The 19,560-nt window shown below is 72.1% G+C and carries 16 protein-coding genes and 1 riboswitch; of the genes, 8 read left to right on the top strand and 8 right to left on the bottom strand.

Translation table 11 applies throughout. From position 1 onward, the window contains the following. Positions 1 to 41 precede the first annotated feature (41 nt). A complete protein-coding gene (pcrA, locus tag ACSYGO_RS28130; protein ID WP_460388094.1) occupies positions 42 to 2,492 on the bottom strand; it encodes a DNA helicase PcrA in 2,451 nt (816 codons plus the stop codon). 559 nt (positions 2,493 to 3,051) lie between these two features. Further along, positions 3,052 to 3,223: riboswitch (cyclic di-AMP (ydaO/yuaA leader) on the top strand. A gap of 8 nt (positions 3,224 to 3,231) precedes the next feature. On the opposite strand from pcrA, the gene ACSYGO_RS28125 reads away from it, so the two are divergent. Further along, entirely contained in the window at positions 3,232 to 4,431 is a 1,200-nt protein-coding gene (locus ACSYGO_RS28125) for a C40 family peptidase (protein WP_432176248.1), read from the top strand. Between the two features lie 110 nt (positions 4,432 to 4,541). Next, positions 4,542 to 5,504: a tellurite resistance/C4-dicarboxylate transporter family protein gene (locus tag ACSYGO_RS28120; protein ID WP_460388092.1), complete on the top strand. Its 963-nt coding sequence runs from the start codon at positions 4,542 to 4,544 to the stop codon at positions 5,502 to 5,504. Between the two features lie 76 nt (positions 5,505 to 5,580). Here the strand turns inward: ACSYGO_RS28120 and ACSYGO_RS28115 are convergent, their stop codons facing one another. Further along, positions 5,581 to 5,934, bottom strand: coding sequence for a hypothetical protein (locus tag ACSYGO_RS28115; protein ID WP_095936118.1), 354 nt, complete (start codon positions 5,932 to 5,934; stop codon positions 5,581 to 5,583). Positions 5,935 to 6,323: 389 nt separating this feature from the next. On the opposite strand from ACSYGO_RS28115, the gene ACSYGO_RS28110 reads away from it, so the two are divergent. Next, positions 6,324 to 7,385, top strand: a complete 1,062-nt coding sequence (locus ACSYGO_RS28110; RefSeq protein WP_460388090.1) for a C40 family peptidase — start codon at positions 6,324 to 6,326, stop codon at positions 7,383 to 7,385. A 19-nt stretch (positions 7,386 to 7,404) separates the two neighbouring features. On the opposite strand, the gene pdxR is transcribed toward ACSYGO_RS28110, so the two are convergent. Further along, positions 7,405 to 8,997 (bottom strand): MocR-like pyridoxine biosynthesis transcription factor PdxR, encoded by a 1,593-nt coding sequence (gene pdxR / locus ACSYGO_RS28105; RefSeq protein WP_460388088.1) that lies wholly within the window; start codon positions 8,995 to 8,997, stop codon positions 7,405 to 7,407. Between the two features lie 28 nt (positions 8,998 to 9,025). On the opposite strand from pdxR, the gene ACSYGO_RS28100 reads away from it, so the two are divergent. Beyond that, positions 9,026 to 9,862: a methyltransferase domain-containing protein gene (locus ACSYGO_RS28100; RefSeq protein WP_460388086.1), complete on the top strand. Its 837-nt coding sequence runs from the start codon at positions 9,026 to 9,028 to the stop codon at positions 9,860 to 9,862. A gap of 29 nt (positions 9,863 to 9,891) precedes the next feature. On the opposite strand, the gene ACSYGO_RS28095 is transcribed toward ACSYGO_RS28100, so the two are convergent. After that, positions 9,892 to 10,644, bottom strand: coding sequence for a LuxR C-terminal-related transcriptional regulator (locus tag ACSYGO_RS28095; RefSeq protein WP_426677417.1), 753 nt, complete (start codon positions 10,642 to 10,644; stop codon positions 9,892 to 9,894). Then, positions 10,641 to 11,966, bottom strand: a complete 1,326-nt coding sequence (locus ACSYGO_RS28090; RefSeq protein WP_426677418.1) for an ATP-binding protein — start codon at positions 11,964 to 11,966, stop codon at positions 10,641 to 10,643. The genes ACSYGO_RS28095 and ACSYGO_RS28090 overlap by 4 nt, the downstream gene beginning before the upstream one ends. 141 nt (positions 11,967 to 12,107) lie before the next feature. Between ACSYGO_RS28090 and ACSYGO_RS28085 the strand changes: the two genes are divergently transcribed. Beyond that, positions 12,108 to 13,487 (top strand): PspC domain-containing protein, encoded by a 1,380-nt coding sequence (locus ACSYGO_RS28085; protein WP_432176245.1) that lies wholly within the window; start codon positions 12,108 to 12,110, stop codon positions 13,485 to 13,487. After that, on the top strand, positions 13,474 to 13,680 hold the full coding sequence (locus tag ACSYGO_RS28080; protein WP_095936113.1) for a hypothetical protein: 207 nt from the start codon (positions 13,474 to 13,476) through the stop codon (positions 13,678 to 13,680). The genes ACSYGO_RS28085 and ACSYGO_RS28080 overlap by 14 nt, the downstream gene beginning before the upstream one ends. 138 nt (positions 13,681 to 13,818) lie before the next feature. Here the strand turns inward: ACSYGO_RS28080 and ACSYGO_RS28075 are convergent, their stop codons facing one another. After that, positions 13,819 to 14,349, bottom strand: coding sequence for a DoxX family protein (locus tag ACSYGO_RS28075; protein ID WP_426677421.1), 531 nt, complete (start codon positions 14,347 to 14,349; stop codon positions 13,819 to 13,821). 810 nt (positions 14,350 to 15,159) lie between these two features. Next, positions 15,160 to 16,521, bottom strand: a complete 1,362-nt coding sequence (locus ACSYGO_RS28070; protein WP_460388084.1) for a hypothetical protein — start codon at positions 16,519 to 16,521, stop codon at positions 15,160 to 15,162. 197 nt (positions 16,522 to 16,718) lie between these two features. Between ACSYGO_RS28070 and ACSYGO_RS28065 the strand changes: the two genes are divergently transcribed. Then, on the top strand, positions 16,719 to 17,606 hold the full coding sequence (locus ACSYGO_RS28065) for a DUF4429 domain-containing protein (protein WP_460388082.1): 888 nt from the start codon (positions 16,719 to 16,721) through the stop codon (positions 17,604 to 17,606). Between the two features lie 137 nt (positions 17,607 to 17,743). Here the strand turns inward: ACSYGO_RS28065 and ACSYGO_RS28060 are convergent, their stop codons facing one another. Next, positions 17,744 to 18,538 carry a class II aldolase/adducin family protein gene (locus ACSYGO_RS28060; protein WP_426677424.1) on the bottom strand — a complete coding sequence of 265 codons (795 nt, stop codon included), beginning with the start codon at positions 18,536 to 18,538 and terminating at the stop codon, positions 17,744 to 17,746. Between the two features lie 159 nt (positions 18,539 to 18,697). Between ACSYGO_RS28060 and ACSYGO_RS28055 the strand changes: the two genes are divergently transcribed. Then, entirely contained in the window at positions 18,698 to 19,234 is a 537-nt protein-coding gene (locus ACSYGO_RS28055) for a hypothetical protein (RefSeq protein ID WP_426677425.1), read from the top strand. Positions 19,235 to 19,560 lie beyond the last annotated feature (326 nt).

Here is a 19,560-nt window from a genome sequence, read left to right as displayed (position 1 = left end):
CGCGGGCCTGTCGAGCGACAGGCCCCACGGGCTCCCGGCTACTAGAGCTTCTCCACCGGCGCGTACCGCAGCAGCAGCCGCTTCGGCTTCGCCTCGCCGAAGTCGACCGTCGCCTCGGCGTTCGCGCCCGTCCCCTTCACACCGACGACGGTGCCGAGGCCGAACTGGTCGTGCGTGACCCGGTCCCCGACGGCCAGCGAGACCACCGGCTTCTCCGAGATCCCACGCCCCGTCGCGAACCCGGACGCCCCGGAGGCCGCGGACCGCGAACGGGAGGACGACAGCGAGGCGGCGATCCCCGACGTCGGACCGGAGGACACGGGAGACGTCGCCCCGGTGCGCTTCCAGTCCAGATGCGTGGCCGGGATCTCCTCAAGGAACCGGGACGGCGGGTTGTACGAGGGCTGGCCCCACGCGCTGCGCATCGACGACCGCGTGAGGTAGAGCCGCTCCCGCGCGCGCGTGATGCCGACGTACGCCAGGCGCCGCTCCTCCTCCAGCTCCTTGACCTGTCCCAGCGCGCGCATGTGCGGGAAGACGCCGTCCTCCATGCCGGTCAGGAAGACCACGGGGAATTCGAGGCCCTTGGCGGTGTGCAGGGTCATCAGGGTGATGACGCCGTTGCCGTCCTCCTCGTCCGGGATCTGGTCGGAGTCGGCGACGAGCGCGACCCGCTCCAGGAACTCGGAGAGGCCGGCCGCGGCCTCGCCCTCACCGGACTCCTGCTCGAACTCCAGGGCCACGGCGGCGAGTTCCTGGAGGTTCTCGATCCGTGTCTCGTCCTGCGGGTCGGTCGAGGCCTGCAACTCGGCGAGGTAGCCGGTGCGTTCGAGGACCGCCTCCAGGACGGTGGCCGGGCCGGCACCCGACTCGACGATCGTCCGGAGGTCCTCCATCAGCGTGTTGAACCGCTTGACCGCGTTCGTCGAGCGGGCCGCCATCCCGTACGCCTCGTCCACGCGGCGCAGCGCCTGCGGGAAGCTGATCTTCTCGCGCTGCGACAGGGCGTCGATCATCGCTTCGGCGCGCTCGCCGATGCCGCGCTTGGGAACGTTCAGGATGCGGCGCAGCGGGACCGAGTCCTCGGGGTTGGACAGCACCCTGAGGTACGCGAGGACGTCCCGGACCTCCTTGCGCTCGTAGAAGCGGACGCCGCCGACGACCTTGTAGGGCAGGCCGACGCGGATGAAGACCTCTTCGAAGACACGGGACTGCGCGTTGGTGCGGTAGAAGACGGCGACGTCGCCCGCCTTCGCCTCGCCCGCGTCGGTGAGACGGTCTATCTCGTCGGCGACGAACTGGGCCTCGTCGTGCTCCGTGTCGGCCACGTAGCCGGTGATGTTGGAACCGGCGCCCGCGTTGGTCCACAGATTCTTCGGGCGCCGTGATTCATTGCGCTCGATGACCGCGTTGGCCGCGGAGAGGATCGTCTGGGTGGAGCGGTAGTTCTGTTCGAGCAGGATCGTCGTCGCGTCCGTGTAGTCCTCCTCGAACTGGAGGATGTTGCGGATGGTCGCGCCGCGGAAGGCGTAGATCGACTGGTCGGCGTCACCCACGACGCACAGCTCGCCGGGGTCGCTGTCGGCCGGCCCCACCAGCTCCCTGACCAGGGCGTACTGCGCGTGGTTCGTGTCCTGGTACTCGTCGACCAGGACGTGGCGGAAGCGGCGGCGGTAGTGCTCGGCGACGTCCGGGAAGGCGCGCAGCAGATTGACCGTCGTCATGATCAGGTCGTCGAAGTCGAGCGCGTTGGCCTCGCGCAGGCGCGACTGGTAGAGCGCGTAGGCCTGGGCGAGGGTCTTCTCGAAACCGTCGGCGGCCTGGTTCGCGAAGTCCTCCTCGTCGATCAGCTCGTTCTTCAGGTTCGAGATCTTGGCGCTGAAGGACTTCGGCGGGAAGCGCTTGGGGTCGAGGTCCAGGTCGCGGCAGACCAGGGCCATCAGACGCTTGCTGTCGGCGGCGTCGTAGATCGAGAAGGACGACGTGAAGCCGAGCTTCTTGCTCTCGCGGCGCAGGATGCGGACACAGGCGCTGTGGAAGGTCATCACCCACATCGCGTTGGCGCGCGGGCCGACGAGCTGCTCGACGCGCTCCTTCATCTCGCCCGCGGCCTTGTTCGTGAAGGTGATCGCGAGGATCTGGCCGGGGTGGACGTGCCGCTCGGCCAGCAGATGGGCGATCCGGTGGGTGAGCACACGGGTCTTGCCCGAGCCCGCGCCGGCCACGATGAGCAGCGGGGAGCCGGAGTGGACGACGGCGGCGCGCTGGTTCTCGTTCAGTCCGTCGAGCAGCGTCGCCGGGTCCAGGGCGGGGCGGTGCGCGCCGTCGCGGTAGTACGCGTCCCTGGCCGTGGGCACGTCGAAGCGGCCGCCGAACAGGTCGTCCGGAATCGGCTCCGGCGCCTCGTCCTCGGGCGGCGGCGGGGGCTCTTCCTCGTGGGCCCCGGAGGGCTTGAGGTCCGCCAGGAAGCTGTCGTCAAAGAGGCTGCTCATCGCTCTCCGAGTCTAGGCCGCCCCACCGACAACCGGCTGCCGCCCCGGAAAGTCCGCCCCGATCGGGGTGCCCGTCCGTCTCCGCGGCGCCCGTGGAGGCCGATGATCTTCCCGTACGGGCCTGTGCGAGCCCGGCCCCTCCCTGGCCAGCTCCCGGGCCGACGAACCCCGTCCCGCGCCCACCCGGCTCCGCGAGCCCCTCGCGCCGCCCGCGGCTCCGTGAGCCCCGTGCGCCGCCCGCGCGGACTCCGCGAGCCCCATGCCCTGCTCCGGCGGCCCCTCTCCGCCGTCCCCGCCCTCTCCGCCCTCTCCGCCGCCTCCACCGTGACCCACGTCACCCTCAAAGCCCGCGCGGCGCGCCCCGCACCCCCACCGAGACCCCTCCATCTCCGTCACCCTCCAGAGCGTCCGGGCCACGATCGGTGAGAGTGGCGCTTTTCATGGCCAAGGTCACGAAAATGTATCGGGCATATCGCACATCAACCTTCACAGAGGCCACACGAATTGGCTAGCGTGCCGCACAGGCCGCTCGACCCCCACCGGCGAACGTCGCCGGGCCGTGCGGCCTCCGCCGAATTCGGCCTGCCCTCGCGGCGACCGGAACCGGGGACCCACCGACCTTGGGGTGAATCGGTCCAACTGCCTTGTGGGGCAAGGACCGTAGGGCAAACCTTCCGGATCCACCCGCCCGAACCCGACAGCTAACTCGGTAGGCGGATGACGGAAGGAGTCGCCTCTCTTGGCGTCGCACCGCAAATGGCGTCCCGCGGGTTCGCGTATGGCAGGCATACGTACCCCCGCTCTCGCGACGGCCGCCCTCACCTCCGTGGCCCTGCTCTCCCAGACGGCGAACGCGTCCCCCTCCGCCGAGCCCAAGCCGAGCCTCGAAGAAGTCGAGAAGAAGGTCAACGACCTCTACCACCAGGCCGAGACGGCCACCGAGAAGTACAACGCGACCAGGGAGAAGACGGCCAAGCAGCAGGAGCGCGTCGACACCCTGCGCGACGACGTCGCCAAGCGCACCGAGAAGCTCAACTCCGCGCGTGAGGAACTGGGTTCGTTCGCGGCCGCGCAGTACCGCACCGGGGCCGCCGCCCCCGACACCGCGACCCTCCTGCTCGCCGACGACCCGCAGGACTACTTCGACCAGACTCAGCTGATGAACCGTCTGACCACTCGCCAGAAGGCGGCCGTCGACGACTACATCACCGAGCAGGCCGCCACCACGAAGAAGCGCGCGGAGGCCGCCAAGAGCCTGGAGACGCTGTCCTCCTCGCAGGACGCGCTCAAGAAGTCCAAGGCCGACGTCCAGAGCAAGCTCACCGAGGCGCGCGACCTGCTCTCGAAGCTGACCGCGGAGGAGAAGGCCCGGCTCGCCGCGATCGAGAAGAAGAAGCAGGAGGAGGCCGCGCGCAAGGCCGCGGAACTGGCGAAGCAGCAGGCCGCCGCCGAGGCCGCGAAGAAGGCGGCGGCCGCGCAGGAGTCGTCGTCCAGCGACACCAGCACCGGCTCGACGGGCTCCACGGGCTCCACCGGCTCGACGGGTTCCACCGGCTCGACGTCCACGGGCTCGACGTCCACGGCGAAGGCGGACAAGGCGGTCGCCTTCGCCCGCGCCCAGATCGGCAAGCCGTACGTGTGGGGCGCCACCGGACCGGACTCGTACGACTGCTCGGGCTTCACGCAGGCCGCCTGGAAGGCCGCCGGGGTCTCGCTCCCGCGCGTCACCTACGACCAGGTGAACGCGGGCACGACCGTCTCCCTCTCCGACGCGAAGCCGGGTGACCTGGTGTTCTTCTACGACGACATCAGCCACGTCGGCCTCTACATCGGCAACGGCATGATGATCCACGCGCCGAAGCCGGGCGCGTACGTGCGCGAGGAGTCGATCTACTACGACGGCACGTCGGCGATCCACAGCGTGGTGCGCCCGGCGTAGGCCCTCCCGCGGACGGCGCTTCCTGCCGGGCACGCGCGCGCGGGGCATATCGGGCACCCCGCGCGCGTGCCCCACGGGCAACTCGCCCGTCGGTCCATAGCATCGTCGGCATGCCAGCCCTCTCCCAGCTCCGCGCCTGGTGGGCGGAGCACCCGCCCGCCGCCGGTGCCGCCGTGATGGCCACGGGCATCGTCTCGGTCGGGCTGCACATGGCCGACCACGAGACGCTGTCCCGTATCGCGCTGGTCCTGGCCTGCGTGGCCTGGGTCGGGCTCGCCGCGGACTTCGTCCTGCGGCTGCTGCGGGAACGGCCGCGCTGGGTGGGAGAGGCGTACACGCCGGCCGCGCTCACCGCCGTCGCGGCCACCACCGTGATCGGGACACGCCTGTCCCTCCTGGGGTGGCAGGTCGCCGCGGAGGCCCTGCTCGCCCTGTCGGCCGTGCTCTGGCCCGTGCTGCTGTGGTGCGTCGTACGCCACTGGAAGCACCGGATGCCGGGAGGCGTGTTCCTCGTGTGCGTGGCCACGCAGGGGCTCGCGGTACTGGCCGCCACGCTCGCCGCGGCCGTCGGCCCGGAGTGGCTCGCGCACGCCGCGCTCGTGCTGTTCTGGCTCGGACTCGCGCTGTACGTGGTGGCGTACACGCACTTCGACACCCGCGAGGTGGCGCGGGGGGCCGGGGACCAGTGGGTGGCCGGCGGCGCGCTCGCCATCTCGGCGCTGGCCGGGGCCAAGCTCGTCGCGGCGCACCACGTGAACCCGTACCTGTGGAACGACGACGACCAGAGCGTCCTGCGCACCGCGACCGTCGCCGTGCTCGTCCTCGCGGTCGCCTGGTACTGCGTCCTCGTCGTCGCGGAACTGATCTGGCCGCGCCCGCGCTACGACGTACGACGCTGGGCGACGGTCTTCCCGATGGGGATGACGGCGGTGGCCACCCTGACCACGTCGTCCGCGCTCGGCCACCCCTGGCTCAGGGGATGGGGGGACGTGCTGCTGTGGATCGCGGTGGCGGCGTGGCTGGCCGCCGCGGTGGGGGCCGCCCGGTCCGCGGCGGCGTACGAGCGGGCGTGAGCGGACGGCCGACGGCCCTTCGCCGCGCTCAGGCCTTCGCCACGCCCGGGCGCCCGCCCTGCCGAGGCCGCCGCGCTCAGGTCCAGAGGACGGCGATGAAGATGTTGGCCGTCGTCAGCAGGCCGACGAGCCCGAAGAGGCGCTTGTCCACCTGCTCGTCGTCCCGCTTCACGTAGACCAGCCCCAGGATCACGATCAGCAGGGCCAGCTTCACGCCGATCTTGATGTTGTCGACCGGGTTGTCGTCGGCCTGGTTGAGGCCGACCAGCACGACACCGGTGACCAGCATGGTCAGCGCGCCGTGCAGCATCGCGGGGACGAAGCGGGCGGTGCCCCGGCCCATCGCCTTCATCTGGGTGAGGAAGCCACCGAGGAGCGAGGCGATGCCGATGATGTGCAGGCCGACGAAGAGATGGATGAGTACGTCCATGAGGCCGGAGCCTAATCGGACGCCTCTGTCCCGCTTGTCACCGGCCCACCCCGTAGCACCGGAGCACCGCCGGGCGCCCCGGATTCGGCGCTTCGGTCATTGCACCGCGTGAAGTCGGTGACGGCAGGCGGGGATCACGGCCGCATCCGGTCACCGGGCGCTCCAGTCCCGTCAGTTCCGTACATGCTGTTACCAACCCGTCACTCTCAGGTTTAGCGTCCTCCACCAGGTGACCGGCTCCCCAACGCCGTCCGGGCCAGGGACGGCCGTCGGCCACCTCCGCCGAGAAGGTCCGGCGGCGGCTCGTTCCCCCTGTGCGGGCCGCTGCCGGACGCTCGACCGCTTGACCGCGATCCCCTGAGCGGTCGTACGGAAGGATGTGGGCCCTCGTGGCAGCGCACCGCAAGCCCAGACAGCGCTCGCTCGGCGGAAACACGGCCCGCACGGCCGCCACCATCGCTCTCGCCGGGGCGGCCACCGCGACCGGCTTCGACGGGACCGGACACGCCGAGCCCCAACTGTCCCCCGCACAGGTGAAGGCCAAGGTCGACAAGTTGTACGAGGAGGCCGAGGTGGCCACCGAGAAGTACAACGGCGCCAAGGAGAAGGCCGACAAGGCGCAGAGCCGGCTCGACGAACTGCGCGACGAGGTGGCACGCAAGCAGGACCGTCTCAACTCGGCGCGTGAGGCGCTGGGTTCGATGGCCGCGGCGCAGTACCGCAGCGGCGGCCTGGACCCGGCACTGCAACTCGCGCTCTCCGACGATCCCGACCAGTACCTGGAAGGTGCCGCGTTCGCCGAACGGGCGGGCAGCCGGCAGGCCACCGCGGTGTCCCGGGTGCGCAAGCAACTGCGGGAGATCGAGCGGCTGCGCGGCGCCGCGCACGTCGAGGTCGCCTCGCTCAAGTCGCGGCAGGCCGAGCTGAAGCGGCACAAGAAGACCATCAACGGCAAGCTCACCTCGGCGCGGCGGCTGCTGGGACAGCTCAGCGAGGAACAGCGCGCCGCGCTCGGGGACGCGGGCGGCGCCGAACACGCCTCGCGTTCCTCGGCCCGCGACCTGACGCCCGTGACGCCGTCCGGCTCGGTCAAGGCTCCCGACTCCCGTGCCGCGACCGCCGTGTCGTACGCCTACGGAAAGCTCGGCAGCCCCTACGTCTGGGGCGCCACCGGCCCCGACGCCTTCGACTGCTCCGGCCTCATCCAGGCCGCGTACCGCTCCGCGGGCATCTCGCTGCCCCGCACGACGTACGCCCAGATCAACGCCGGCCGACGGGTCTCCCGCTCCGAACTCAGCCCCGGCGATCTCGTGTTCTTCTACTCGGGCATCAGCCACGTGGGCATCTACGTGGGCAACGGGCAGATGATCCACGCGCCGAATCCCTCGGCGCCCGTGCGGCTGGCACCGGTCGACTCGATGCCGTTCGCGGGGGCCACGCGGGTGGCCTGAGTGCCGTGCGCCGCCGGTGTCAGCGGATGTCCCGTACCGCGGCGCCGATCGCCGCCACACCGTCGGTGATGGCCGTGGCCGGGGAGGCGGCATAGCCGAGGAGCAGACCGGGCGGGCCGGGACGCAGGCGGTGCCAGGACAGGGGATGGGCCTTGACGCCGCGCGCCAGGGCGGCGGCGGCCAGTTCGATGTCCGCGCATGCCGCCGCCGCGCCCTCCTCGAAGGTGATCAGGAGGTGCAGCCCCGCCGCCGCGCCGTGCACCACCGCGCCCGGCAGGTGGTCGCGGATCGCCCTGATCATGGCGTCGCGGCGGCGCCGGTGCCGGCGCCGCAACAGCCGCAGATGGCGCTCCAGTTCACCCGATTCCATGAGCCGGGCCAGGACGAGCTGAGGCAGGGCGGCATTGCCGAGGTCCGCGAACCGTTTCGCGGACACCAGCGCGTCGTGGAGCCCCGCAGGGGCGAGCAGCCAGCCCGTCCGCAGCGCGGGGGCCAGCAGCTTGGACACGCTGCCCACGTAACAGACCCGCTCGGGCAGCATCGACCGCAGTGCGGGCACGGGCGGCCGGTCGTAGCGGTGCTCGGCGTCGTAGTCGTCCTCCACGATCAGACCGCCGTCCGCGGCCCAGCGCATCAGTGCCCTGCGTCGCGCGCCGCCGAGTACGACGCCGGTCGGGAACTGGTGGGCCGGAGTGAGCACCACGGCCCGGTGTCCGCCCAGTTCGTCCACGCGGACTCCCCCGGCGTCGACGGCGACCGGCGGCGTACGCAGTCCCTGGCGGTTCAGGTGCTGTCGCACGCCGAGCGATCCGGGGTCCTCCACCGCGATCTCCTCGATCCCCTGCGCGCGCAGCACCTGGCCGGTCAGCGCCAGCGCCTGCGCGGTGCCCGCCACGACGATCACCTCGTCCGGGTCGGCCCCGATGCCGCGGTTCCGGGCCAGCCAGTGCGCCACGGCCCGGCGCAGCTCCGGTGTTCCACGCGGGTCGCCGTACCCGAACCCCGATGCGGGAAGTCCGGCGAACACCTCCCGCTCGGCGCGCAGCCAGGCCGCCCGCGGGAACGCCGCCAGATCGGGGACGCCGGGTGAGAGATCGACACGGGCGGGGGCGGACCGCACGAGGTCGAAGACGTCCTCACCCGGCGGAACACCGAACAGACCCTGCCGGGAGGCCTGTCGGCGGGAATCCCGCGGCGCCCGCGGCGAGGGTGTGCGGGCCGGGGCGGCCACGACGACGGTTCCGTTGCGGCCGCGGCCCGCCACGCGCCCCTCCTCGGCGAGACGCCGGTACGCCTCGGTCACCACGCCGCGCGAGACGTGCAGCTCCGCGGCGAGAACCCGGGTCGCGGGGAGGCGGCTCCCGAGCGGCAGCCGTCCGTCGGAGACCGCCCGCCGCAACTGTTCCGCCAGCCAGTCGGCCCGTCCGCCCGACGGAGCCCCGCCGATGTCGAGTTGCAGGAAGTCGGACCCCTCCGCCCCGCCACCCGCCCCGTCGCCGGGCTCTTCCCGTGCCCCGTGCTCCCCGTGCCGGAAGCCGGTCCCCGGCGGCTCACCCACCATCGGGCCGCCGTTTATGGACCCGTCATCAGGCTCGCTTTTGGACCTGTCCACCGGACCATTCTCGGACGAGGCTCTCCTCATGACCACACCCATCGACTACGTCCACGGCTACTCCGCCCACGAGAGCCGTCGCCTCGGAGACCAGGCCGACACGCTCGCCGCGCTCCTGCACGCCGGCACGGCCTATCCGGCGGGCAGCAAGGTCCTTGAGGCCGGCTGCGGGGTGGGTGCGCAGACGCTGCATCTGGTGGCGCGGAGCCCCGGCGCGCACGTCACCGCGGTCGACGTCTCGGCCGAGTCGCTCGCCCAGGCCCGTGCCCGCATCAGCGCCCACGCGCCCGCGGCCCAGGTGACCTGGCAGCAGGCCGACCTGTTCGAACTCCCTTTTCCGGACGGTGAATTCGACCACGTCTTCGTCTGCTTCGTCCTGGAACACCTGGCCGACCCGCGCGAGGCCCTCGCCGCCCTGCGCCGCGTCCTGCGGCCCGGCGGCAGCCTCACCGTCATCGAGGGCGACCACGGCTCGACGTTCTTCCACCCGGACAGTGCCTACGCGCACGCGGCGGTCGACTGTCTGGTCCAGCTCCAGTCCACGGCGGGCGGCGACGCGCTGATCGGCCGGCGACTGCACCCGCTGGTCACCGCGGCGGGTTACGAGCAGGTGGTGGTCCGCCCCCGCACGGTCTCCACGGACCGCTCCCGTCCCACCCTGGTCAACGGCTTCACCCGCAGCACCTTCATCGCCATGATCGAGTCCGTACGGCAGGAGGCGCTCGCCGCCGGGCTGACGACCCCCGCCGACTGGGACCGGGGCATCGACGACCTCCGCCGCACCACTGCCGACGACGGCACCTTCCACTACACGTTCTTCAAGGCGGTCGCCGTGAACCCGGCGGAGCCCGGCCGACTCGGCTGAGCCCCGCGGCGTCCGGGGCCCCGGCCCGGTCAGACCAGCCGGCGCGCCGTGGCCCAGCGGGTCAGCTCGTGCCGGTTCGACAGCTGGAGCTTCCTCAGCACCGCCGAGACATGGGACTCGACCGTCTTCACCGAGATGAAGAGCTGCTTGGCGATCTCCTTGTACGCGTAACCGCGGGCGATGAGGCGCAACACCTCGCGCTCGCGCTGGGTGAGGCGGTCGAGGTCCTCGTCGACGGGCGGGGCGTCGGTCGACGCGAACGCGTCCAGCACGAAGCCGGCCAGCCGCGGCGAGAAGACCGCGTCGCCGTCCTGCACCCGGAAGATCGAGTCGACGAGGTCGGTGCCCGTGATCGTCTTGGTGACATACCCCCGGGCGCCGCCGCGGATCACCCCGATGACGTCCTCCGCGGCGTCCGACACGGACAGCGCGAGGAAACGCACCGGCTGCTCGGCGTCCGCCATCAACGGGGCGCAACGGCGCAGCACTTCGACACCGCCGCCGCCCGGCAGGTGCACATCCAGCAGCACGACCTCGGGCCGCGTGGCGGTGATCACCGTGACCGCCTGGTCGACGTCGGCGGCCTCACCGACGACCTCGACACCGGTGCTCTCGGTCTGCCCGATCTCTGCCTGCACGCCCGTACGGAACATGCGGTGATCGTCGACCAGCACGACGCGCACATGGCGCCCGGCCCCGGCCGCGGCCCCTTGGGACGCGGAGGCCGAAGGGGTCTCCTCAGCAGAACTGCCGGACTCCACAGGCCCGTTCGCGTCGCTCATGACGTCTTCTCCGCCCTCTCCATCTCCAACTCGACCTCCGTGCCTCCGTCGGGCACCGCGCGCAGCCGCGCCGTGCCGCCATTGCGCTCCATGCGGCCGATGATCGATTCTCTGACGCCCATACGGTCGGCGGGTATCGCGTCGAGGTCGAAGCCTGGACCGCGGTCGCGGACGGACACGAAGACCGTCCTGCCCTCGACTTCGGCGTAGACCTGTACGGCGCCGCCCTCGCCACCGTACTTGGCGGCGTTCACCATCGCTTCCCGCGCGGCCTGCATCTGTGCGCCGATGCGTTCGTCGAGGGGGCAGTCGCCGACGATGACGACCTCGATGGGGACACCGTGCTTGTCCTCGACCTCGGCGGCATTGCGGCGCACCGCCTCCGCGAGGGTGTCGGGTTCCTCGGCCTCGTCCTTCCCGGTGCCCTCCGGCTTGTACAACCAGGCGCGCAGGTCACGCTCCTGGGCCCGGGCCAGTCGCCGCACCTCGTTGCCATTGTCCGCGTTGCGCTGGATCAGGGTCAGGGTGTGCAGCACGGAGTCGTGGACATGGGCGGCCACCTCGGCGCGCTCCTGAGCACGGATGCGCATCAGACGCTCCTCGGAGAGGTCCTGCGTCATGCGGACGAGATACGGGCCGGCGAGGAGCGCTATGCCGACCAGGACGGCCAGCGCCGCCTGGAGCACGGAGCCGAGGTGCGCGGCCGAGCCCTGGAGGACGAATATCCCGGACACACCGGCGGTGACGAGCAGGACACCGGCCGCGGAGCGCAGCAGCGTGAGCGTGCGACGACGACGGCCCACCTCCACCCAGCGGGCCCGCCTGGCGTTGTCCGCCTGCCGCCAGACCAGGGCGACGCCCGCGCCGACGAGGACCGTCGGCCACAGATACGCCTTGGCTCCCCCGCCGAGATTCACATTGCCGACGAAGATCATGGCCACGACGACCATGAGGAGCAGCGCGACGATCTGGCCCCGGTCCGGCTTGCGGGCCACGAGTCTGCGGCGGCCGTCCGGCGAGGTCTCCGTGCCGAAGGACGGCGGGCGTCCGGAGTCGACCCCGCCGACACCGAGCGGCACGAAGAACCAGAACGCGGCATACAGCAGCGCCCCCAGCCCGTCCGCCATGAACAGTCCGACGAACACGAGCCGCACCCAGATCACGGGCAGCCCGAGATGCCCGGCGAGCCCTCGCGCCACGCCCCCGAGCCAGCGTCCGTCGCTGCTGCGGTAGAGCTTGCGCGGGGGCCGCGGGTCGTCGACGGGCATCGCTGCGGCATCCGGCATGCCATCGATGTTCACACGCCCGGCGGACACGGGCATCAGGGTCCGCCCCGGATACACCCCTGATCTTCGGAAAACCGGCGCCGCGCACCCTCCTCCACCCCCGTCAGGGCCGATATCAGGGTTGCGCCAGGGTCATCCCGACTCCCCTCACCCCTCCCCGCCCGTCACCATGGACCCATGACAGATCAGCAGCACGCGGCGGCGGAGCCGGACCCCGGCCCCGACGGCCTCGGCGCCCCGCCCCCGGGCACCGGGCCGCGGGACACCGTGCCGCCCGCCGAGGGCGAGCCGCCGCACGCGCCGGAGGTCCCGCGCAAGTTCCGGCGCGACCGCCGGCACAAGATGCTGGGCGGGGTGTGCGCCGGTCTGGGCCGCCAGTGCGACATGGACCCGGTGATCTTCCGGGTGGTGCTCGCGGTGCTCTCCGCGACGGGCGGCATCGGTCTGATCTTCTACGGCTTCGTCTGGCTGTTCGTCCCGTACGACGACGATGACGAGAACGAGGTGCGCAAGCTCCTCACCGGCCGCGTGGACGGCCAGGCACTGGCCGCCGTGCTCTTCGCCCTGGTCGGCTGCGGCGTACTGCTCTCCATGCTGAAGAACGGCAGCGTGCTCGCCTTCTCCGTCGTCCTCTCCCTCCTGTTGGCCGGCGCGGGCTACTGGTCGCAGCATCGCGGCGCCCCCGACCCCGACCCGCTCGCCGCCCAGGCCGTCGCCGACGCCCCGCCGGAGGCGCAGGCCCCGCCCGTGCCCGCGTCCTACCCGTCGTGGTGGCGCGACCCGATCGTCAAGGACGGGTCGCACGTGGGCGGCACCGGCTATCTGTGGGGGCCGAGCGACACCGGGGACCGGGACGTGGCGGCCGCGGTCTCCATCGCCCGCGGCACCTCGCGCCCCGGTGTGCGCACGAGGGACGAGCCGAAGCCGCGCGGTCCCCGCTGGATCGGCGGCTGGGTGTTCCTGCTCGCGCTCGTCGCCGGCGGCCTGGGCACGGGCCTCACCTGGGACGACCGGGCGCTCGGCACCAGCCTGCAGACCGGCCTGGCCTGCGCGCTGATCGTGTTCGGCCTCGGCATAGCCGTCAGCGCCTTCCTGGGGCGCACCGGCGCTGGATCGATCTTCCTGGCCGTGGTCACGGCGGCCCTGCTGGCCGCGTCCGCGGCGCTCCCCAAGGACATCACCACCCAGTGGGTCCGGACGTACTGGACCCCCACGGCGGCGGCCGACGTCCGGGAGAACTACGACCTGGGCACCGGAGTGGGCACCCTCGACCTCACGCACCTGGACCTCGCCAAGGGCCAGACGGTGACGACGACCGCCGAGGTCGGCATCGGCCGGCTCAAGGTCGTCGTCCCCAAGGACGCGACCGTGAAGCTGAGCATCGACGTGGGCGTCGGGGACATCCAGCTGCCCGGCGAGGACGAGAAGGACGTGGACGTGGAGCCGGGCAAGTCCAAGGAACTGACGCTGTCGCCCACCGGCAAGGCCGGCGGCACGCTGGACATCGACCTGCATGTCGGTATCGGACAGGCGGAGGTGGCCCGTGCTGCGTCATGAGTTCCAGCCGGGAAAGCTGGTCGCCGGAGTCTTCCTCACCCTCGCGGGCGTGATCTACGCCGGCGACGCGGGCGGCGCCTGGCAGACGCCGTGGTTCGTGGTGATCCCCGTGGTCACGGGCGGCCTCTGCCTGGCGGGGGCGGTGGCGTCCGTCACCCACGCCGTCCGCAGACGCCGCACCGAACGCGGCTAGGGGGCGTCGCTCGGATCAGGCCGCGGCGCATCGCAAGGCGGAGCCTCACCCGCGTACGGGACGTACGCGGGTAAGGCGACAACGCGGCGAGATGCCGCGCCAGGTGTCGCGGACCCGAGCTGATCCGAACGACACCCGCTAGCTGAATCCCCCGGCCCGTTCCGAGCGCCGGGCCCGCAGGGCCGCGTCCACGGAGAAGTACGACGCGCCCGCGAGGACGAGGGGCAGCCAGGCCATCAGGTAGGCGAGGTCGTTGCCGTAGTAGTACGGGTCGGAGGCCCAGCTGACCGTCAGCCACAGGCTCAGCGAGATCAGCGCTCCGCCCAGCGCGGCGAGGCGGGCCAGCAGGCCGATCAAGGTGCCGATGCCGACGGCGAGTTCGCCCAGGGCGATGGCGTAGCCGAAGCCGACGGGGTTCTTCAGGGCGAGGTCCACGAGGGCCGGGATGGCGGAGGAGTCCCGCGCGGAGCGCATGATGTCGCCGACCGAGCCGGAGCCGGCGCTCTGCATGAAGGCGCTGTCGGTGAGTTTGTCCAGGCCGGCGTAGATGAAGGTGACGCCGAGGAAGACGCGCAACGGGAGGAGGGCGTAGCGGGTGGCCGTGTCCCGCCAGTCGCCTCGGTGGCCCGGGTAGGAGGTGTGAGTATCCATTCGCATACCGTGAGTCATCGCCGTCCGCCGCCTCTCACCCAGGTGCCGTTGCCCCTCAACAGACCATACGTATGACGATCGGCTCCCGCTCAATCCCTGCGGCGCCTTTTTTCGCGCGTCCGCGTGTCCCTTGCCGTCCGCCCGGGGGCAACCCCACCGGCGTCTCTCGCCCCCTCCACCCCTACCCGACCCGAACCCCCGGGGGCTCCGCCCCCGCACCCCCGTTCGGCCTGGACGGCCTCGTCCTCAAGCGCCGGACGGGCTGAGGCACTGCCCCCGACCCCGACTACAACGCCCCCACCGCGGGGTGGGGAAAATCGGCGTGGACGGCCTCGTCCTCAAACGCCGGACGGGCTGAAAGGTGGCTCTCTGCCCTCGGGGCGGGACGGGAGCTGGCGTCGGAAGGGAACCGTCGCGAGGCGGGCCGGAGCCAGCGCCGGAAGGGAATCGCCGCTGAGCGGGGCGGGGCGGAGCGGGCAGACAGTGCCGCACAGGTGGGATGTGGCAGGAACCCAGGATGGACGCACCCGCAGTCGCCTTCTCACCGAAGGAGCCGTGCCGGTGCATCAAATGCCCGTTGCGGACGGCAACACGACCCCACCGCACTGAACCACCGGACCACACGACGGCTGCAACGGGCGGATCACCGGCACGGACCCGACCCACCCACCGAACCGAAGGCGCGACCCACCCACCGGACCGGCACCGACCCACCGGACCGAAGGCGCGACCACCCACCGGACCAGAGGCGAGGCCCGGCCCACCGGACCGGAGCCGAAACAGCCGGCCCCAGCACGCCCCGCCCCGGCGGGCACGCCCCGGCGACCGTCAGTCCGTCACATCGATCGCGTACCGGTTCGTCTCGACCCCGGCAGCCGTCACCACCTGCACCTCGACCCGCCCCGGCTCCACATCCACCGGCACGGGCACCGTCAGCAACGCATCCGTGGGGTTGCTGAAGCCCCCGGTCACCGGCACCAGCGGCACATGCACATGCACGGCCCCGATCCGGACCACCATCCGCGACAGCCCGTCCGCCGCCTGCGCCCCGGGCGGCACGAACCCGGCCCCCCGGATCTCGATGTCGTCACCGGTCCGGATGGGCGCGTCGAGATCCCCGGCCTCCCGGGACCGCACCACGGAGAGGATCACCGGCCGCCCACCCTCGGCGTACTTGCCCGCGAGGTACGTACCCGCCGACACCAGCACCAGCAGCGCCAGCCCCCACGGAAGGTCCGGCAACTGCTCCGGCCGCCGAGCCAGCCGCACCCCCGCGAAGACGAGCGCCACCGCACTGATCACCACGTACTGGATGTCCGCGAAGCCCCCCTTCCCCGCATCGTCCGTGAGGAGATCGGCGGCCCGCGGCCGATCGGCCCGCACCTTCTGCAACCGCTGCCCCAGAACCCGCAGCCCCACCACCCGCCGCACCAGCACCGCCACCCCGCACACCACGGCGACGACCGTGACCACACCCGCGCCCCGCGCAAGCTCCAGCCCGGCGATCAGTTCGTCCCGCCGCCCGTGCGCGGACGCCGCCGCGAGCTGCCCGACGAGCACCAGCACCGCGTACACCACGAACAGCACCCACCCCCCGGCCACCGCCCGGGACGTGGAGAGCCGGTTGTCCTCACCGATGACAGGAGCGAGCGCACCGCCACGGCTCCGGTGCAGCCAGGCCGCGCCCGTCAGCAGCCCGGCCACCACGACCGCCGCGACCAGCCCGGCGGTCCGCGCCGCCGTCCACCCCGCACCGATCGCGGTGAGCGCCTGCGCCAGCAGGAGCACACCGACACCGCTCCAGACGGCGTACGCGGTGTACCGCCACAGCCGCGCCAGCCAGGCCGCGCCCTCCAGCCGCCCGCGCTCGGCGACGAGGTCCGCGGACTGGGTCAGTTCGTCGGAGACCCACTGCCGGGACGCGGACGCCGAGTGCGCGACGCCGGCCGGCAGCCCGCGCCCGGACGCCAACTCGTCGCGCTTCGCGAGGAATTCGGCGACGGCACGCCGGTGCCCCGCCCGCGCCCCGTGCGGGCAGTCCCCACAGGTGCAGCCCCCTTCATGGGCACCACCGCGGGCACCTCCCGGGCCTCCCCCGGACGCACCCGGGAACGCACCGGGATCCGCCCCCTGCCCGGCTCCCGCCCCGGCACCGCGCCCCGCACCGTGTCTCGCCTCCTGCACCGCCACGCCCGCTGCCGCCTTCCCGCGCCGCACATCTCCGCGCAGCCAGACCTTCCGTACGCCTGACTGCCGCACAACTGCCTTACAACTGCCCCGCGATGACAGCGAATTGTGCCGTACGGAACACGGCCCGCATCCGGCAGGTCTGGTCAGCGTGGGTGAAGCACGGGCGCCCGTGTTGACCGGGCTGCGAGAATTTCCCCATGGCCGAGATCATCCAGCGCGACGGGACCTGGGCCTTCGACGGCAGCACGGTCAGGATCACGCCGGGGCTCCACCGTTCCGTGCCGCTGTTCCGCCAGACGTACGGGGAGATCACCGTCCCGCTGGAGGCGGTGTCGGGCATCGTCTACGAACCCGAGCGCAAACGGGGCCGGCTGCGGCTCAGGCTGCGCGAGGGCTCGGACCCGCTGCTCCAGGCGACCGGGGGCAGACTGCCCGACGCGGCGGACCCGTACCGGCTCACGGTCGACGTCGACCGGTCCGGTGTCGCGGAGTACGTCGCCGAGGAGATCCGCCGCGCGCTGCTGCTGGACCAGATCCCCAAGGAACCGGCGCGGACCTACCTCCTGGCGGGCCCGCCGGTCCCGGTGTCGGTGCGCTCCAGCGACGGGACGGTCTCGTTCGACGGCGCACAGGTGCGGATCGACTGGTCGGACACGTCGGACCGGGTGAAGCGGGCGACCGGCCCGCGGATCATCGCGGTGGGCGACCTCGTACAGGTCGAGTGGCTGCCCAACTCCGGTTACGAGGACGGGTTCCTGCGTTTCGTCACCCGCGAGACGGTGTTCTCCAAGCTGCCGCCCGAGAAGGACCCGTACGCCCTGGACCTGTGGGGCAGCACGCGCCGTGACCTGCTGACGGCGCTGGTCGCCGCGGCGGTGACGGCGCGTCTGCCCCATCCGTCCACGCGGACGGGCGAGCACGTGGACCGGGAACGTCCCGCGTTGACGGCGGCGACACCGCCCGCGTCGGACCGGCACGACGTACTGCTGCGCCGGCTCAGGGAGTTGGGCGAGCTGCACCGTGCCGGGGTCCTGACGGACGAGGAGTTCGCCCTGACGAAGGCGGCGGTCCTGCGCGACTTCTGACGCACGACCCGACGCCACCCCACACCCGACAACCGATGACCCCAATGCACCGCCCCCCATGCACCGCCCCCGACGCACCGCCCTCCGACGCACCCCCCTACACACCGTCCTCCGACGCACCGCCCCCAACACCACGCCTACGACAACAGATCCGGCTCACTCCGGCTGATGTCCTGCCACAACGGCTGGTAGTTGATCCACGCCACCAGATCACCGCCGAGCTGTTCACGCGTGGCGACCGCCTGCTTGTGGTCGATGAGGACGGGACGCCCCGCGGCCTTGGCGGTGAGCTGGACCTGGCAGGACCGCTCCATGGACAGGAACCACCAGGCGGCGGCGTCCACCGAGTCACCCACGGTCAGCAGCCCGTGGTTGCGCAGGACGAGCGCCTTGCGGGTGTCGAGCGCGGCGGCGATCCGACGGCCCTCCTCGGCGTCGACGGCGACACCGCTGTACGCGTCGTACAGCGCGTGATCTTCGTAGAAGGCGCAGCTCTCCTGGGTGATCGGGTCGAGCAGGTCGCCCAGCGCGGCGAGGGCGCGCCCGTGCACGGAGTGGCAGTGCGCGACGGCGACGACGTCGGGCCGGGCGGCGTGGACCTGGGCGTGCACGGTGAACGCCGCCTGGTTCACGTGGTAGCGGCCCTCGATCACCTGCCCGTCCTGGTTGGCCAGGACCAGGTCGCCGACGGTCACGTGCTTGAAGGGCATCCCGAACGGATTGACCCAGAAGCAGTCGCTGTACTCGGGGTCGCGCGCCGTGATGTGTCCGGAGACCCCGTCCTCGAACCCGAGCCGGCCGAAGACGCGCAGCGCCCCGGCCAGCCGCTCCTTGCGGTGCCGCCGCTCGTCGTCGACCGAGTCGTGCATCGGCGGCATGGCGAACCGGAGCCGGTCGGTGGGTAGGGGCAGGGGCGGGGTGGGCCCGTGCATATGTCCTCCAGCACTGGCGTGTGCGGTACGGAGCGGAAGTTACCCGGGGTCAGCGCAGGAGAACAGAGTCGTTCGGTGAAGAGATGGCCACAACCGTGGCCGGAGGTCAGTGGTCTGTCTGGGTGACACCGACCCACGCCTGGGACACGGGAGGCACGCATGAACCGCGCGGAGCGGCGGATCCTCGTCCTGCTCGGGCAGCTCGCGGAGCGGGACTTCGTCGTCGTCGACGATCTCGGCGGCTCACCGCGCCGGCTCGCCACGCTCGCGTACGTGGCCGAGCAGCACGGTTTTCGTTACGCGCGGGCGCACCGGGTGGGACGTGCGCTGCAGATCCAACTGGTGCGCACCGAGCGCGCGGGAACGGCACCGAAGGCCGAGGACTCGCGTGCCGTGCCGGGGCTGCGTCCCGGCACGCTCCGACCGCTCGGGGAGGCGGCGCGGACGGTACGCGGGCTCCGGGACCGGATCGAGTTCGACGCGATGGCCGAGGACCCGAGCGCGTGGTCCCGCGCGGCGATCATGACGGGCTGCGCGCTCTTCGTCTCCCTGGTCTGCGCGGTGTACGGCTGGCGTGCGGCGCTGATCGGGTTCGCCGTCGCGGAGGCGTTGTCCATGGGCTTCCTGGCCCTGGAGGTCGCCCACCGCCGCAGGGTGGCGCGCCGCGTCGGCACGGCGGGCCTGGCCTCCGGCTGACCGGAACCAGGGCGCCCGGCTCCGGCGTCGGCCCGGTTCGTCGCCGTGGCGGGTGGCGGATGCGGGGTGACCGCGGGACGGTGGGGGCTGGTCACGCAGTTCCCCGCGCCCTTGGCGGAGTGGTCCCAGCCGGAACTCATCCGTGCGGGCCGGGTGCCCGAGCACAGGTACCCGACACCGACACAGACATCGACACCGAGATCGACATCGTCAGACACACGGAAGGGCACACGGAAACCAGACAGAAGACGTCCGGTATCCACGCCACACTCCTCGCATGACCGAGCACCCCACTCCCCGCCCACCGGCCCCCGCCCCCTCGTCAC

This window comes from Streptomyces krungchingensis (assembly GCF_054729265.1).
This window is presented reverse-complemented; position numbering and strand designations above follow the sequence as displayed.

What these genes read in the sequence shown, in the direction of transcription:
- ACSYGO_RS28065 (WP_460388082.1), top strand. Translation starts at nt 16,719, where the DNA reads ATGGCCGAGATCATCCAGCGCGACGGGACCTGGGCCTTCGACGGCAGC.
- ACSYGO_RS28055 (WP_426677425.1), top strand. Translation starts at nt 18,698, where the DNA reads ATGAACCGCGCGGAGCGGCGGATCCTCGTCCTGCTCGGGCAGCTCGCG.
- ACSYGO_RS28090 (WP_426677418.1), bottom strand. Translation starts at nt 11,966, where the DNA reads ATGCCCGTGTCCGCCGGGCGTGTGAACATCGATGGCATGCCGGATGCC.
- ACSYGO_RS28115 (WP_095936118.1), bottom strand. Translation starts at nt 5,934, where the DNA reads ATGGACGTACTCATCCATCTCTTCGTCGGCCTGCACATCATCGGCATC.
- ACSYGO_RS28060 (WP_426677424.1), bottom strand. Translation starts at nt 18,538, where the DNA reads ATGCACGGGCCCACCCCGCCCCTGCCCCTACCCACCGACCGGCTCCGG.
- ACSYGO_RS28075 (WP_426677421.1), bottom strand. Translation starts at nt 14,349, where the DNA reads ATGACTCACGGTATGCGAATGGATACTCACACCTCCTACCCGGGCCAC.
- ACSYGO_RS28100 (WP_460388086.1), top strand. Translation starts at nt 9,026, where the DNA reads ATGACCACACCCATCGACTACGTCCACGGCTACTCCGCCCACGAGAGC.
- pcrA (WP_460388094.1), bottom strand. Translation starts at nt 2,492, where the DNA reads ATGAGCAGCCTCTTTGACGACAGCTTCCTGGCGGACCTCAAGCCCTCC.
- ACSYGO_RS28095 (WP_426677417.1), bottom strand. Translation starts at nt 10,644, where the DNA reads ATGAGCGACGCGAACGGGCCTGTGGAGTCCGGCAGTTCTGCTGAGGAG.
- ACSYGO_RS28120 (WP_460388092.1), top strand. Translation starts at nt 4,542, where the DNA reads ATGCCAGCCCTCTCCCAGCTCCGCGCCTGGTGGGCGGAGCACCCGCCC.
- ACSYGO_RS28085 (WP_432176245.1), top strand. Translation starts at nt 12,108, where the DNA reads ATGACAGATCAGCAGCACGCGGCGGCGGAGCCGGACCCCGGCCCCGAC.